Source organism: Microbacterium binotii (assembly GCF_021398715.1).
GTDB classification, from domain to species: Bacteria; Actinomycetota; Actinomycetes; order Actinomycetales; family Microbacteriaceae; genus Microbacterium; species Microbacterium binotii_A.
Genome location: NZ_CP090347.1, coordinates 490,896 through 505,866 on the forward strand (window position 1 = coordinate 490,896; position 14,971 = coordinate 505,866).

Annotated in this window: 15 protein-coding genes; 11 read left to right on the forward strand and 4 right to left on the reverse strand. The window is 66.6% G+C overall.

What is annotated here, in order from left to right; translation table 11 throughout:
• The first annotated feature begins 104 nt into the window (after positions 1–104).
• The 11 genes from LXM64_RS02475 to LXM64_RS02525 all read left to right on the forward strand — a co-directional run bounded on the left by LXM64_RS02475 (position 105) and on the right by LXM64_RS02525 (position 10,646).
• Positions 105–1,082 carry an ABC transporter gene (locus LXM64_RS02475; RefSeq protein WP_234074497.1) on the forward strand — a complete coding sequence of 326 codons (978 nt, stop codon included), beginning with the start codon at positions 105–107 and terminating at the stop codon, positions 1,080–1,082.
• Positions 1,082–1,567: a hypothetical protein gene (locus LXM64_RS02480; protein WP_234074498.1), complete on the forward strand. Its 486-nt coding sequence runs from the start codon at positions 1,082–1,084 to the stop codon at positions 1,565–1,567. The genes LXM64_RS02475 and LXM64_RS02480 overlap by 1 nt, the downstream gene beginning before the upstream one ends.
• Positions 1,568–1,636: 69 nt before the next feature.
• Positions 1,637–2,299 carry a spermidine/putrescine ABC transporter substrate-binding protein gene (locus LXM64_RS02485; RefSeq protein WP_137418068.1) on the forward strand — a complete coding sequence of 221 codons (663 nt, stop codon included), beginning with the start codon at positions 1,637–1,639 and terminating at the stop codon, positions 2,297–2,299.
• A gap of 12 nt (positions 2,300–2,311) precedes the next feature.
• Entirely contained in the window at positions 2,312–3,895 is a 1,584-nt protein-coding gene (locus LXM64_RS02490) for a DUF5684 domain-containing protein (protein ID WP_234074499.1), read from the forward strand.
• A 288-nt stretch (positions 3,896–4,183) separates the two neighbouring features.
• Positions 4,184–4,552 (forward strand): 30S ribosomal protein S12, encoded by a 369-nt coding sequence (rpsL, locus tag LXM64_RS02495; RefSeq protein ID WP_036318318.1) that lies wholly within the window; start codon positions 4,184–4,186, stop codon positions 4,550–4,552.
• A 5-nt stretch (positions 4,553–4,557) separates the two neighbouring features.
• The gene (gene rpsG / locus LXM64_RS02500; RefSeq protein WP_137418066.1) at positions 4,558–5,028 is read left to right on the forward strand and encodes a 30S ribosomal protein S7; all 471 of its coding nucleotides are present in this window, start codon (positions 4,558–4,560) and stop codon (positions 5,026–5,028) included.
• 69 nt (positions 5,029–5,097) lie between these two features.
• Positions 5,098–7,212 (forward strand): elongation factor G, encoded by a 2,115-nt coding sequence (gene fusA / locus LXM64_RS02505; protein ID WP_137418065.1) that lies wholly within the window; start codon positions 5,098–5,100, stop codon positions 7,210–7,212.
• Positions 7,213–7,376: 164 nt separating this feature from the next.
• Positions 7,377–8,570, forward strand: coding sequence for an elongation factor Tu (gene tuf, locus LXM64_RS02510; RefSeq protein ID WP_137418064.1), 1,194 nt, complete (start codon positions 7,377–7,379; stop codon positions 8,568–8,570).
• Positions 8,571–8,658: 88 nt separating this feature from the next.
• Positions 8,659–8,979 (forward strand): hypothetical protein, encoded by a 321-nt coding sequence (locus LXM64_RS02515; protein ID WP_234074500.1) that lies wholly within the window; start codon positions 8,659–8,661, stop codon positions 8,977–8,979.
• Positions 8,980–9,054: 75 nt separating this feature from the next.
• Positions 9,055–9,594 (forward strand): VanZ family protein, encoded by a 540-nt coding sequence (locus LXM64_RS02520; RefSeq protein WP_234074501.1) that lies wholly within the window; start codon positions 9,055–9,057, stop codon positions 9,592–9,594.
• 134 nt (positions 9,595–9,728) lie between these two features.
• Positions 9,729–10,646 (forward strand): glycosyltransferase family 2 protein, encoded by a 918-nt coding sequence (locus LXM64_RS02525; RefSeq protein ID WP_234075516.1) that lies wholly within the window; start codon positions 9,729–9,731, stop codon positions 10,644–10,646.
• Here LXM64_RS02525 and LXM64_RS02530 read toward each other — a convergent pair.
• From LXM64_RS02530 to LXM64_RS02545, 4 genes are read right to left on the reverse strand one after another with little or no spacing between them, the layout of a single operon-like run.
• Positions 10,588–11,784 carry a lipopolysaccharide biosynthesis protein gene (locus LXM64_RS02530; protein WP_234074502.1) on the reverse strand — a complete coding sequence of 399 codons (1,197 nt, stop codon included), beginning with the start codon at positions 11,782–11,784 and terminating at the stop codon, positions 10,588–10,590. The genes LXM64_RS02525 and LXM64_RS02530 overlap by 59 nt on opposite strands.
• A gap of 11 nt (positions 11,785–11,795) precedes the next feature.
• On the reverse strand, positions 11,796–13,091 hold the full coding sequence (locus LXM64_RS02535) for a hypothetical protein (protein WP_234074503.1): 1,296 nt from the start codon (positions 13,089–13,091) through the stop codon (positions 11,796–11,798).
• Positions 13,084–13,827, reverse strand: a complete 744-nt coding sequence (locus LXM64_RS02540) for a glycosyltransferase (RefSeq protein WP_234074504.1) — start codon at positions 13,825–13,827, stop codon at positions 13,084–13,086. Before LXM64_RS02540 ends, LXM64_RS02535 begins: the two co-directional genes overlap by 8 nt.
• On the reverse strand, positions 13,824–14,756 hold the full coding sequence (locus LXM64_RS02545; protein ID WP_234074505.1) for a glycosyltransferase: 933 nt from the start codon (positions 14,754–14,756) through the stop codon (positions 13,824–13,826). Before LXM64_RS02545 ends, LXM64_RS02540 begins: the two co-directional genes overlap by 4 nt.
• Positions 14,757–14,971: the final 215 nt, after the last annotated feature.

The window sequence follows — 14,971 nt, forward strand, 5'->3', positions numbered from 1 at the left end:
TTAGCCGCACGGATCGCCGCGCGCCGCGCGCCTGACCCGGCCCGGCGCGACCCGGCGTTACCCTCGGGAAGCGGATGTGCACCCCCGCTGAAGGAGCGACAGCGATGACCGAGCAGAAGACGCCCTCGGCCGGCGAACCCGTGGAGGAGCCGACCGTCGTCGTGGACGACGTCGTGGGCAACGCGAACGAGGCCCTGGCCGACGCGGAGGCCGCTCAGCGCACGGCGACCGGAGAGCAGGACGTCGCCTCCGAGCACGTCGTCGAGGAGGACGTGGTGGTCGTCGAGACCCCGACCTCCGACGGCGAGCGTGTCGTCGAGGAGGTCATCGTGACCGAGGCGGCGACCGACCAAGGCCGTGCCGACGACGACGTCCCCTGGTACGACCGCCCGGAGACCGTCCCCATGGACCCCGAGCCCGCTGCGACGACAGCCATTCCGGCGGCTGCCGCAGCGACGACGGTGGCGCCGGTCGCGGCGCCGGAGCCGGCCTACACCAGCGCCGCTGCTCAGCCGATCTTCGTGCAGGCGCCGGAGGCGCCCCGTCCCCGCGGCAACCGCGGTGCCGCGGGTGCGATCGGCCTGCTCGCCGCCCTCGCCTTCGCCGTCCTGTCGTTCGGCGTGCTCTTCGCCTTCGGCTACTTCTACGGCGGTCTGGGCACCGTGGAGAACGACCCCGCCGAGCTCGCCCTCGCCCTGATCGGCTCGTGGACCTTCTGGATGCCGGTGGTCGTCTTCTACCTCGGCTTCTGGTTCCTCGGCGCGATCCTCAACCGTGCGCGCTGGGCCCACTGGGTCATCTGGGGACTGCTCGTCGGCGTCGCCGCCTACGCGGGCTCCCTTCTCGGCATCCTGTTCCAGGCGCCGTTCTGGGAGCTGACCGCCCGTCAGGGGGCGGAGCTCATGCAGGTCTCGCTGTTCTCCCCGTTGCCGATCCTCGCTTTCGTGCTCGGTCGTGAGCTGACGGTGTGGTTCGGTGCGTGGGTAGCCGCCCGCGGACGCCGCGTCACCGCGCTCAACGACGAGGCGCAGCGCGAGTACGAGCGCACCCTCGAAGCGGGTCCGCAGCTCCACCAGGTCTGATGTCGCAGCCGGACGCACCTCGCACTCCGCCGGTGCGTCCGGCTGTCGCCATCGCACTGACGCTCGCGGGGTTCTTCGCCCTGATGATCGCCGCGTTCGGGATGGTGAGCCTGCTCGCGGACGTCGAGGTCGTTCCGGTGGCGGGTGTCGGGCAGGCGCCCGGAATCGTCGGAGTCGTCGTCGCCTGCGGCATCTACGCCGGTGGCGCCGCGCTCGTGCTCAGACCGGGCAACCCCGCCTACACCGGGGCGCTGTTCGTCGCGGTCGCCGTGTGGTTCGGGTACAGCCTCAGCGCCGGAGTCGCGGGCGCCGTCGCGTCAGAGGATGTGGCGGTGGGGCTCTCGCTCATGGCTCGTCTGCTGACCGGGTGGCAAGGGGGCGTGGTGGGTATCGCGGCGGCAACAGCCGCGTGGTGCGCGATCGCGCTCGTCCGCACCCACGCCGGGCGTCCGCGGTGGCCCTGGGAGGGCCCTGACGAGGTCTGATCGCGGACTCGACCGACGGGATGCGTGGATTTCCCGCGGAAAGACGCGGGTGGCGGCTACCTTTAGAGCGTGGAGCGCTCGCTCGAGACGCAGGTGAGCCAGGCCGTCGACGCCTGGCTGCGTTGGCTGCCCCGCTGGGAGCCGGCGACGCACCGCGGGCGTCTCGCGGTGTGCCGCCGTTGCCTGGGCTCGCCGATCCTCTCGGCCGCAGGCCTGGGCGGCGACGTGCCCCATGCCGTGCAGCACGGCTTGTCCACCCGCCTGAAGACGGTCGTCGACCACGCCGTCGCCGAGTACACGGCGCGCAATCTCCCCCTGCTCCAGTCCGAGCTCGACCAGCAAGCGACCCGCAACAGGGCCCGCAGCTACCGACCCACGGAGGACCTCGAGCCCGAGTACGACGGACTGCCGCTGGACCCGGACCCGATCCCGGGTGCGCCCTTCCTCTTCACGCTAGCGGGCATGGCCGCCGATGCGGATGCGGGCATCCCCGCGCTCCCTCCGCTGTCCGATGAGGCGAAGGCAGCGCTGCGTCACGAGGTGGCGCTGGCCGACGACTACGCGAATCTGATCGGACGCGAAGTATGCCAGGTGCTGCTGCATCACCGCATCCGCATCCAAGCAGCGGTCGCGAAGTATGTAGAACCGCAGATCACCGCCATGCTGGAAGAGTTGACGCGTTCGCTCGACGTTCCTTTCGACCCCAGAGACCTCGACGGTCCCACTCCCTGAGGCAGTTCATCCATGCTCAACGCACTCGTCGCCGCTTACTCCTCGCCGTTGGTCCCCGACGCAGGAACCGTCGTGCTCCTCGTGCTCGTGTCGCTCGTGCCGTCGCTCCTGGTCTACGTCTGGGGGGCGCTCGCGCTGTCACGGGTGTACGCGAAGCTCGGCATCGAGGGCTGGAAGGCGTGGATCCCGGTCTACAACGTCGCGGTCCTGTTCATCATCGGCGGTCTGAGCCCCTGGCTCCTCCTGCTCTACCTCATCCCGTTCTTCGGGCAGATCTTCGTCTACGTCGCCTACATCACCGCCGCGCATCGCGTGAACGTCATGTTCGGACAGGGCGTGGGCATGACGGTGCTGGCCGCCTTGCTGTTCCCTGTCTGGGCGAGCGTTCTGGGCTTCGGTTCCGCCAGGCCGATCGAGCAGGGTGCTCCGCGCCAGGCGGCAGGCGGAGTCGAGGACCTTCTCGGATTCGCGCCGCAGTACGCCCCGGCCGCCGACGAGTTCGGCGCCCGCCGCGACGTGCCGGCGCCCTCGGCATGGATCCCCCCGGCGCCGCCTGCGCCCGGTGCCCCGGCAGCGGCCCCCGCCACCGCGGCCATGCCCATCGCCGGTGCATGGGGCGAGCCGCCTCTGCCGCCCGCGCCGTCGGCACCCGCCGCTGATCCCTACGCGCCGGCTGAGCCCTACGCCGCGGCTCCCGCGGACCCGTACGCCGCACCCGCTGATGCGCCTGCGGTCGATCCCTACGCGGCGCCCGCGCCGGGCGCCTACGCCGCACCTGCAGTCCCCGCGCCCGTCGCAGACCCCTACGTTCCGTCGGCGCCGGCAGCCCCTGCCTACGACGCGTTCCCGACGCCCGCCGCCGATCCCTACGCGCCGCCTGTCGCCGACGCGCCCGCGGCTCCTGTCGACGATCCCTACGTCGCGCCGGCCTCGTCCGAGCCCGCTCCGGTGATGTCCTGGTGGCAGCCGGCCATCGTCGAGGAGGAGGCCGCACCCGCGGCCGCGACGCCGGCGTGGGTGGAGCCGGAGGCGTCCGCGGCGGAATCGGCGCCATCCGACTCGTTCGTGCCGCCCGCGGCGCCTCCCGTGCTGCGGGAGTCCTTCGTCGCCGAGCCCGACGCGTTCCCCGAAGCCTCGGGCGAGGTGTCGGCGGTGGCCGGAGCGCCGATCGCGGGCATGCCGCGGCCGGCGGCCGCATCCGTCGCCGCGTCGCGGCCCGGCGTCGGCGACATCGTCGAGGACACCGTCATCGCCTCGCGTCGTCGGCCCAAGTGGGCGCTGCTGCTGCCCGACGGATCGCCCATGGAGCTCACCGGCGATGCCGTCGTGCTGGGGCGTCGACCCGTCCCCGTCCACGCCGCACCCGGCGCGCAGCTGGTGACCGTCGTCGACGACACGCGCACGGTCTCCAAGACGCACGCGCTGCTCCGTCGTCGTGCGGATGCCTGGATGGTGAGCGATCTGGACTCCACGAACGGCGTCGTCGTGTTCGCCGCACAGGAGGAGATCGACGTCGCGCCGGGCACCGAGCACGAGGTGGCGGAGCGTTTCCTCCTGGGCGATGCGGAGCTGCGCATCGTGCGCGCGGACGCATGATCGCAGTCGTTTGACCGCATCCCGATTCGGCGCGTATCATTGAGCGGGTGTGCGCTCGCGCGCGCCCTGCGTCGTGCCCGGCACGAACAGGGTGAACGGGAGCACACCATCTCAGGGAACGGCCTGCGAACAGGCCACCCCCACGGCATATCCACCAACGAAACGGGCGTCAGTCATTCTGCAGCCCCGGTGGGTCCGCGTGAGCCCTCTCCGACACGAATCGCAAGAATCCGTCGGAGCGGGGGAGACCACGACGCTGTCACCGTGCAGCACTGACAAGGAGAGAACGTGCCAACTATTCAGCAGTTGGTTCGCAAGGGGCGCACGCCGAAGGTCACCAAGACCAAGGCTCCCGCGCTGAAGTCGAACCCGCAGCAGGCCGGTGTCTGCACCCGCGTGTACACCACCACCCCGAAGAAGCCGAACTCGGCGATGCGCAAGGTCGCTCGTGTGAAGCTCCGCAACGGCACCGAGGTCACCGCCTACATCCCCGGCGAGGGCCACAACCTGCAGGAGCACTCGCTCGTGCTGGTGCGCGGCGGTCGTGTGAAGGACCTCCCCGGTGTGCGTTACAAGATCGTTCGTGGCGCCCTGGACACCCAGGCCGTCAAGAACCGCAAGCAGGCCCGTAGCCGCTACGGCGCGAAGAAGGGTTGAGTTAGATGCCTCGTAAGGGTCCCGCCCCGAAGCGTCCGGTCGTCAACGACCCGGTCTACGGCGCACCGATCGTCAGCCAGCTCGTCAACAAGATCCTCGTCGACGGCAAGAAGTCGCTCGCCGAGTCGATCGTCTACACGGCGCTCCGCGGCGTCGAGGCCAAGAACGGCCAGGATGCGGTCGCGACGCTGAAGAAGGCGCTCGACAACGTCCGTCCCACCCTCGAGGTCAAGAGCCGCCGCGTCGGTGGCTCGACCTACCAGGTGCCGGTCGAGGTCAAGCCGCACCGCGCCAACACCCTGGCGCTGCGCTGGCTCGTCAGCTACGCGAAGGGTCGTCGTGAGAAGACGATGACCGAGCGTCTGCAGAACGAGATCCTCGACGCCTCGAACGGCCTCGGTGCCGCGGTCAAGCGCCGCGAAGACACCCACAAGATGGCCGAGTCGAACCGCGCCTTCGCGCACTACCGCTGGTAATCAGCAGCTCGGCGCCGGCCGGGGCCACCGCCCCGGCCGGCGCACCCGACAACACGTAAGGACATCCCCGTGGCACAAGAAGTGCTCACCGACCTCAACAAGGTCCGCAACATCGGCATCATGGCGCACATCGATGCCGGCAAGACGACGACGACCGAGCGCATCCTCTTCTACACGGGCGTCAACCACAAGATCGGTGAGACGCACGACGGCGCTGCGACGACCGACTGGATGGAGCAGGAGCAGGAGCGTGGCATCACGATCACCTCCGCCGCTGTGACCTGCTTCTGGAACAAGAACCAGATCAACATCATCGATACCCCCGGCCACGTCGACTTCACGGTCGAGGTCGAGCGCTCGCTTCGCGTGCTCGACGGCGCCGTCGCCGTCTTCGACGGCAAGGAGGGCGTCGAGCCCCAGTCCGAGACGGTGTGGCGTCAGGCCGACAAGTACGACGTGCCGCGCATCTGCTTCGTCAACAAGATGGACAAGCTGGGCGCCGACTTCTACTTCACCGTCGACACGATCGTGAACCGCCTGAAGGCCAAGCCGCTCGTGCTGCAGCTGCCCATCGGTGCCGAGAACGACTTCGTCGGTGTCATCGACCTCGTCGAGATGCGCGCTCTGGTGTGGCCCGGCGATGCCAAGGGTGACGTCACGATGGGTGCGAAGTACGAGATCCAGGAGATCCCGGCCGACCTCGCGGACCGCGCTGCTGAGTACCGCGAGAAGCTGCTCGAGACGGTCGCCGAGAGCGACGAGTCGCTGCTCGAGAAGTATTTCGGCGGTGAGGAGCTCTCGCTGGCCGAGATCAAGGGCGCGATCCGCAAGCTCACGATCAACTCCGAGGTCTACCCGGTCCTGTGTGGCTCGGCGTTCAAGAACCGCGGCGTGCAGCCGATGCTGGACGCCGTCGTCGACTACCTCCCCTCGCCCCTGGACGTGCCCGCCATCGAGGCGCACGACCCCAAGGACGAAGAGATCGTCATCGAGCGTCACGCCGACCGCGACGAGCCGTTCGCGGCGCTCGCGTTCAAGATCGTCACGCATCCCTTCTTCGGTCGTCTGACCTACATCCGCGTGTACTCGGGTCACCTCGACTCCGGTGCCCAGGTCGTGAACGCGACCAAGGGCAAGAAGGAGCGCATCGGAAAGATCTTCCAGATGCACGCCAACAAGGAGATGCCGGTCGACTCGGTGACCGCCGGTCACATCTACGCCGTCATCGGTCTGAAGGACACCACCACCGGTGACACCCTCTCCGACAGCACCAACCAGGTCGTCCTCGAGTCGATGACGTTCCCGGAGCCGGTCATCGAGGTCGCCATCGAGCCCAAGACCAAGGCCGACCAGGAGAAGCTGGGTCTCGCGATCCAGAAGCTCGCTGAAGAGGACCCGACGTTCCGCGTCGAGCAGAACGCCGAGACCGGTCAGACGGTCATCAAGGGCATGGGCGAGCTCCACCTCGACATCCTCGTCGACCGCATGAAGCGCGAGTTCAAGGTCGAGGCCAATGTCGGCAAGCCCCAGGTCGCGTACCGCGAGACGATCCGCAAGACCGTCGAGCGTCACGACTACACGCACAAGAAGCAGACCGGTGGTTCGGGTCAGTTCGCCAAGATCCAGTTCGCGCTGGAGCCCCTCGAGGTCACGGCGGACAAGACGTACGAGTTCGAGAACAAGGTCACGGGTGGCCGTATCCCGCGCGAGTACATCAGCCCGACCGATCAGGGCTTCCAGGACGCCATGAACGTCGGCGTGCTCGCCGGCTTCCCCATGGTGGGCGTGAAGGCGATCCTGCTCGATGGTGCCTCGCACGACGTCGACTCCTCGGAGATGGCGTTCAAGATCGCGGGTTCCATGGGCTTCAAGGAGGCCGTCCGCAAGGCGAACCCCGTCATCCTCGAGCCGATCATGGCCGTCGAGGTGCGTACTCCCGAGGAGTACATGGGTGACGTCATCGGCGACCTGAACTCCCGTCGCGGCCAGATCCAGTCGATGGAGGATGCGGCCGGCGTCAAGGTCGTCCGTGCCAATGTCCCGCTGTCCGAGATGTTCGGTTACATCGGTGACCTGCGTTCGAAGACCTCCGGTCGCGCTGTCTACTCCATGGAGTTCGACAGCTACGCCGAGGTCCCGCGCAATGTCATGGACGAGATCGTTCAGAAGACGAAGGGCGAGTAATCTCCTCGGAGGTCTCGTCTGCGGACGGGGCGGTTTCGTCCCGTCCGCACTTCTGGCTCACAACTTCACACGACCCCTCTCTATTACACTGAGAACAATCCCCGTAGCGAGCCGGTCGCAACCCAGCGACCGGAGTCTCTACACGACGTCCTGAGGAGGACCCAGTGGCTAAGGCCAAGTTCGAGCGGACCAAGCCGCACGTGAACATCGGAACGATCGGTCACGTCGACCACGGCAAGACCACGCTCACCGCCGCGATCTCGAAGGTGCTCGCCGACAAGTTCCCGTCGGCCACCAACGTGCAGCGCGACTTCGCGTCGATCGACTCCGCTCCCGAAGAGCGCCAGCGCGGCATCACGATCAACATCTCGCACGTCGAGTACGAGACGCCCAAGCGTCACTACGCTCACGTCGACGCTCCCGGTCACGCTGACTACATCAAGAACATGATCACCGGTGCCGCTCAGATGGACGGCGCGATCCTCGTGGTCGCCGCCACCGACGGCCCGATGGCTCAGACCCGCGAGCACGTGCTGCTGGCCAAGCAGGTCGGCGTGCCGTACCTGCTCGTCGCCCTGAACAAGAGCGACATGGTCGACGACGAGGAGATCCTGGAGCTCGTCGAGCTCGAGGTCCGCGAGCTGCTGTCGTCGCAGGACTTCGATGGCGACAACGCCCCCGTCGTCCGCGTCTCGGGCCTGAAGGCTCTCGAGGGCGACGAGAAGTGGGTCAACTCGATCGTCGAGCTCATGGAGGCCGTCGACGAGTCCATCCCGGACCCGGTGCGCGACAAGGACAAGCCGTTCCTGATGCCCATCGAGGACGTCTTCACGATCACCGGTCGTGGCACCGTCGTCACGGGCCGCGCCGAGCGTGGCACGCTGGCGATCAACTCCGAGGTCGAGATCGTCGGCATCCGCCCGACGCAGAAGACGATCGTCACCGGTATCGAGATGTTCCACAAGCAGCTCGACGAGGCGTGGGCCGGCGAGAACTGTGGTCTGCTCCTTCGCGGCACCAAGCGTGACGACGTCGAGCGCGGCCAGGTCGTCGTCAAGCCCGGTTCGGTCACCCCGCACACCAACTTCGAGGGCACGGCGTACATCCTGTCCAAGGAGGAGGGCGGCCGTCACAACCCGTTCTTCACGAACTACCGCCCGCAGTTCTACTTCCGTACCACGGACGTGACCGGCGTCATCACGCTGCCCGAGGGCACCGAGATGGTCATGCCCGGTGACACCACGGAGATGTCGGTCGAGCTCATCCAGCCGATCGCCATGGAAGAGGGCCTCGGCTTCGCGATCCGTGAGGGTGGCCGCACCGTCGGCGCCGGCACGGTGACCAAGATCCTCAAGTAAGTCCTTCGGACTTCGCCGACAGGGGTCGGGCCTTCGGGCCCGGCCCCTGTCGGCATATACGGAGTTCGCCATCCGATACGCTCGTTCGGTGGCATCCCGATACCCCGTCTCGAAGCTCGCGCGCGCATTCGGGATCATCGCCATCGTCGATGCTCTGATCGCGGTGGCCGTGCCGCTGGGCATCGCCTTCGCCATGTATCGGGGCCTGACCGCCTCAGCGCTCAGCACTCCGCTCATCGGTCTCGTGGGCGCCGCGATCGCGCTCATCGGCTTGATCCTCTGCGTGCTCGGAGCGATCGCCGGAAAAGGCCAGCAGTCGGCGACGGTGATCATCGGTGCGCTGATGAACGCAGGAGTCCTCCTGGGGCTCCTGCTCGCGGTCTTTCTCCCGATGCTCGCGGGGGCGTAGAACGCCTTCAGGAACGGTGCCCTAGTATTGCCGTTCAACGCATGCCACGGGGGACGGCGGGGAATGAGCATGTCGATGTCTGCGCACGAGACAGAAGCTCTGCTGGAGCAGTGGGGACGGAGCGACTCGTCCACGCGTAAGCCCGCTCCCAGCCGACTGCGTCTCGGTATCGCGCTGGCGGGTCTGATCGCCTACATCGGCGTCGTACTCGCTGCCACGCTGTCGCCGACGCCCTTGGATGCCGGCTATGACGTCGCCATCGAACGCTTCCTGGGCGTGCTGCATCGAAACGGCATCCCCGAGTGGTTCGGCTACAGCAAGCTGGAGTTCACGGCGAACATCGCCATGTTCGTGCCGCTCGGGTTCCTGCTCGCGCTTGCTCTTCCCCGCAAGGCGGTGTGGGCTGTCATCCTCATGATCCCGGCGTTCTCGGGCGCGATCGAGCTCTTTCAGGCCACCTTCCTCGCCGCGCGTTTCGCCTCGGTGCTCGATGTCGTCGCGAACACCACGGGAGGCTACCTGGGCGCGATCCTCGCGATCATGCTTCGCGCCGTCGTCGATGCCCGCGACCGCAAGCTCATCGCCCGTGCCCTCTGGGAGCACAGGGTGCGCTGAAGGGCGGTCCAGGCGCCGATAGGCTCGGCTGGGAGTACGCCGCGCGGCGGGAGAGCGGCGTACGGGGAACGGCCGCTGTAGGGAGAGCAAACGTGAAGGTTGATGATGAGCGGCAGGCACTCACCGTGGCCACAGTGCTGTACGAGGGGGTCGATGTTCTGACGCGGACACTGCCTCAACTGTTCGCCGCGTTGGCAGATCGTGGCGTTCCCGCTGTCGTGGTCGACAACTCCGCCACGAGCGAGCCACGCAGCGTTGTGACCGCTCTCGCGGAGGCGACGGGGTGCGATGTGACCTACGTCGCGCGCCCTGACAACCCCGGCTTCGCGGCTTCCGCGAACGAGTGCATCGCGCTGTCGCGCAGCGACTGGGTGTTCTTGGTCAACGCTGATGTCCACGTAGACGGCGAGCATCTCGATGCGATCGTGCAGCATGCCGAAGCGAAGCGCGGGCAGAACCCGACTGCTGTCTCGTTGGTCACGGACGGCCGTCACACCTGTGGCGTCGAACTCGACGGGATCGGCTACTTCTCTGACCGCCCGATACCCAGCCGTCTTCTCTGCCTCGGTCCCAGCGGGGGCGCGGCAATCTTCAACCGAGCCCAGTTCTTGGCATACGGCGGATTTCGGGAGGACCTCTTCGCGTGGGGCGAGGATGCCGACCTTGCGTTGCGGATGTGGACGGACGGCGTCGTGACAGACGAGCTTCATCTCGGACTCGTTCATGTGGGCGGTCACTCGTTGTCGGGCGTGTCGGGGCTGCGGCGTAAGGCTCGTTGGCTGGCGCGCAACCGCCTGTACATGCTCAGGGCCGACTACAGCCGAACCGCCCAGCTGACGCTCGGTGTCGCGCAGGTCGCGCTGATGATCGCGAACGGCGTGCGAAAGATCTCGACGCGTACGGCAGTCGCGCACTTCGCGGGAATGATCGATGGTCTATCGAACTCGGGTCAGGCGTCCCCTGCTCAGACTCCGGCCCGTCGCATGGATGTCGCTACGTTCCGTTCGTACCGGTCGGGTTCTCCGACCCGGAGCGATTCGCGCGCCAGATGATCCAGAGACCGAGTGAGAGGATCGCCTGAGAAGCGACGTAGGCTGCCCCGAGCTCAGCGGTGCCGAAGACGACACCCACGCCAGCCACAAGGAGCAGGGATATCACCGACCATCCGATCATCAGCTGGGGAACCCGCCGCGGCATCTCCGTCCCGTAGAACCAGGCGAGATGGAACTGGGACACCCCTGACAAAGCGGAACCGATGAAGACGCCCGCGACGATGGGCGAGGCCTCTGCATACGCAGGGCCGAAGAACAGGACCGTGAGCTGGGGCGCGAAGATGGCGCCGGCGGCCACGACACTGGCGAGGGCGAGGACGATCCACCGGGTCCGAACGAACAGCCTCAGCCGCGCCTGGTGCGACTCCTGGCGAACGAGTACGGGAACAAAGACCTGGACCAGAGTTCCGATGATGATGTTGAGGGGGGCGTTCAACCGCGCGGCGACGCTGTAGAGCCCGGCCGAAGCCGCACCAGCCGTCAGCCCGACGACGGATCCGTCGAGTTGACTGATCTGTGGGCCCAGAGCAGTCACCGCCAGCGGTGCGTTCCGGCGCAGGAACTCGCGCGTGCGCATCGGGGTCGAGCGGTGCCGCTTAATCGCGACGGCGAGAGTGATGCTGCCGATCAGGCCGCTCAGTGAAGCACCGAGGAGAGCGGTGATCGGCGCGATGCCGAACACGAGGGGCGCCAGGGCGGTCAGGCGGCGACCGATCGTCCAACCTGCCGCCCTCCCGGCCGACAATCGTCCTTGCCACAGCGCATTGGCCAGTTCCCCGCTCGATTCACCCAGTGCGAACAATGCCCCAGCAAGAAGGACCCAGCCGGTTGAGATATCCGGTTGCGTTGCTGCGGCGGCGACCGCCGCACCCATCGGGACGACGATCGACGCCGAGACTCGGACGATGAAGGTGAGACCCAAGTACGCCGGAGCATCGGGATCGTGTGCCAGTCGAAGTGCTCGCGTCGTCATGCCCCAGTCGAGCAAGCCCAGTATGAACGCGCATGTACCGAGCGCAATGCTGAAGAGGCCCATGTTGGTGGGACCGAGAGCGCGTGCGAGAACGAAGAGGAACACCGCCTGCGCGACAGCGCTGATCAAGCGGCTGCCGACCGATACAGAGAACCTGCGCAGCATTCCTGACCTGCTCAGACCGCTTGGCGGTATCCGCCGCGGATCCAGACCGGGACTCTGTCCCACGTCGAGCGAGCGTTCGTCATGGCGCGTTCCACTACGACGCTACGTCGAGAGACGAGACGGAATCCGACCACGACCGCGAGAACTGCGAACCAGACGCCGAATGCGGCCTCGAACAGAGTGACATCTACCAGCGCGAAGTAGCAGGTCGCGGCGAAGCTGCTGCCCAGCGCGCCGCCCACGCGCACGGCCAGGAAGCAGAGCGCGCCGATGAGCACGGCGAAGAGTAGGCCCCACCATCCCAGGTTGCCGAAGTAGTCCAACAACGGGCCCGGGTTGGGTCCAAACCCCTGCCACTGCCCGAAGCGCTCTCCGTGGAGCCAGACACCGGGAGAGTAGTCGTATCGACCCCCGAATGCCTTCAGCAGGGTGGGAACGACGGCGCCCGGTCCCGCGAACGGGAAGTCCTGCGGACGTACCCCCAGCGCGAGCAGGTACTCGAGGCTGTCGGTGTTCGCCGCGACACGATACGCGACGTTCGTCAGCGCACCGAGAAGCCCATCGGCGGCGACCGATACCCAGTATCCGGCGAGCACGATCAGCGAACCCGCGATGGCCAGAGCGCCGAAGAAGAGGGGGCGTCTCAATGGGCGCGGGGTCAGATAGGCCGCTCCTACCACCGCCAACAACGCGGGAAGGAGCGTGGCCTTCGAGCCTGCCACGACGATGGCCCCGCCCGCCAGAACAATGACGAGGTAGTCCAGAATGCCGAGTCGATAGCCCCGTCTGAGCCATTGAGTCGCGACGGCAGCGATGGGCGGAAGAATCGCCAGGCCCAGGATGAACCCGACCCGGTTGTCTGTGGATGCATCGAGACGGGCTACGAGGTCGAGTTCGCCGCCCAGCCACGGATACGTCGTGAGCCGGATGATGCCGAAGAGGAGAAGATAGACCTTCGAGATGATGATCCAGGTTCCGGCTTGCGATTGAGCGAATGCTGAGACCTTCGGCCCCGGTACCCAACGCCTGTCGATCGCGCTCGGTCCGCCGCGCAGCCAGCGGATGGGATGTAGCAGCAGATCTGGAGCAAGAGCGGGAACGAGGAGCGCCAGGAATCCTATCGAGAACCAGGTGATCTCGGACGCGGCGCCGAAGGCCATGAATGCATGACAGACGTACTGCGATGCGAACACCAACAGCACGAAAGCGAAGCTGAGCGGGCGGCTGCGAGTGAGGGCGGCCGTCACACCCACCAGCAGAACCAAGCTCAGCCAGTAGGCGGGACTGAGGTAGATGTCCTCAATCATTGCGCCGACCGATGGCCCGACGGGTCACGTTTGCGATGCCGATGGCCCAGTACATGCGAGAACTCAAGCGACTGATGTGGCGCGTGCGCAGAATGTGCATATCGCGATAGAGCTGATACTCGTTCGTCGTCCGGCTGATACCGTCGTCGCCGCACTTCGCGATCACCCGAGTGGTCTGCAATGTGGACAGGGAGGTGAGGTGTGCGATCAGGTTCAGTTCGTAATCCGCGATGATCCTGTTGCTTATGTCGTACGAGAAGTCCCGGAAGAGGTCGCGCCGGTAGAGAACGGCCTGATGGTGGACCGTGTTGAGAATTCTGGTCTTCCACCCGAGTCGCGACGTCATCGACTCGCCGGACGGGTAGACCGCTGTCCCCAGCACAAGACCGGGGGTGCGGTCGCTCTGCGCGACAGCTTCGTGCAGGTCGCTCAGCACGAGATCGTCGTTGAGTAGATCGTCTGCGCCCAGGAAGAGGACGTACTGGCCGGTTGCGCGTTGGATCGCCTTGTTGAAGGCGTCATAGATTCCTTTGTCCGGCTCGGACTCGACCCGCAGATTTGTCGTCTCTCGATCCTCCTCGAGGAGTTGCAGCGTCTCGTCCGATGAACCGCCATCCTGTACGAGCCACTCGAATGAACGGAACGACTGCGCTGCGATGCTGTCACGCAACTGCGCGACGGTGTCTGCTGCGTTGTAGGTCGCGGTGATGATGGACAGCCACGGAGCTGAATTCATGCGCGAAGACCTCGATTCTTCCGGAGCTCGCGCACACCTCGTGTGGCCGCGGACAGTGCCAGGGAGACGAGCAGCCGACCCGTGACCGCAACGCGCACGAAGACTCGCATAGCCACGGACGGGTGCATGTTCTTGACGAAGTACAGGTACATGGCCCTGTGGAACTCGACGTTCGAACGCGGCTTGCGGGGCAGTCCGCTCGAGACGCCTTTGACGTGCAGCGACGGTGGCGCGTCGACCATCAACACGGTCATCCCCTCGCTGTGTGCGTCGATACAGAGCTGCAGGTCCTCGCCGTACATCCAGTAGTCCGTGTCGAAAATGCCATCACGTGCGCGGCGGAAGCGAGGCGAAACGAGCATGAGGGCTCCAGTTGTCGCCTCGATGACATACGGGTGCACGCCCGGAGTCTCTGCCGGGGCGACGCGGTTGTATTTCAGTCGTCCGGGAGTCAGTTTGCCCAGAGCCGCGTACACCGCCGCTCCCGCCAACGAGGGGTGTCGACGAACGCTAGCGGGGTCCATGCTCCCGTCCGGAAGCTGTAGGGGCGCCGTGACGATAGCGACAGAATGATCACCAGCCAGGGCGTCGAGGCAGATCCGCAGCACCGAGGCACCGAGTCTCACGTCAGGGTTCAAGCAGAGCGTCGGCAGGTCCTGATCTGCCACCAGTGGGCCCCCGGCAGCGTATCCGCCGGCGAATCCCGCGTTGTCGTTCGAGACGACCGTCACCGCTAGGCCAGAGGTCTCGGCGTGGCGACGAGCGATCTCTGCGGTGCCATCCGTGCTGCCGTTGTCCACGAGGACCACCTGTGCGATGTGGTCGCGCTGTGCTTCCAGCCCAGCAAAGTAGTCCGTCAACGTCGGCGCCGAGTTGTGAAGCACGGTGATGACGTTCGCCTGCGGATGTCCATCAAGCTCTTCGGGCATGAGCTAGCGATCCCCCTGAATTCTGCAGTCCGGTCCAACTGGCGAGTTGGTCCTGTGCACCGACGGTGCGCAAGGAAGGGCGGACACGTCCGCCTCGACCACGGATCCCCCTGGTTGGCGTCGCAAACGACCCCTCATCCGTCCGTGCCGCCCGAGTTCCACGTGCACGTAGTCACTGCTCGGGCGCCCGCGAAGGTGCTCGGGTACATCCGCGT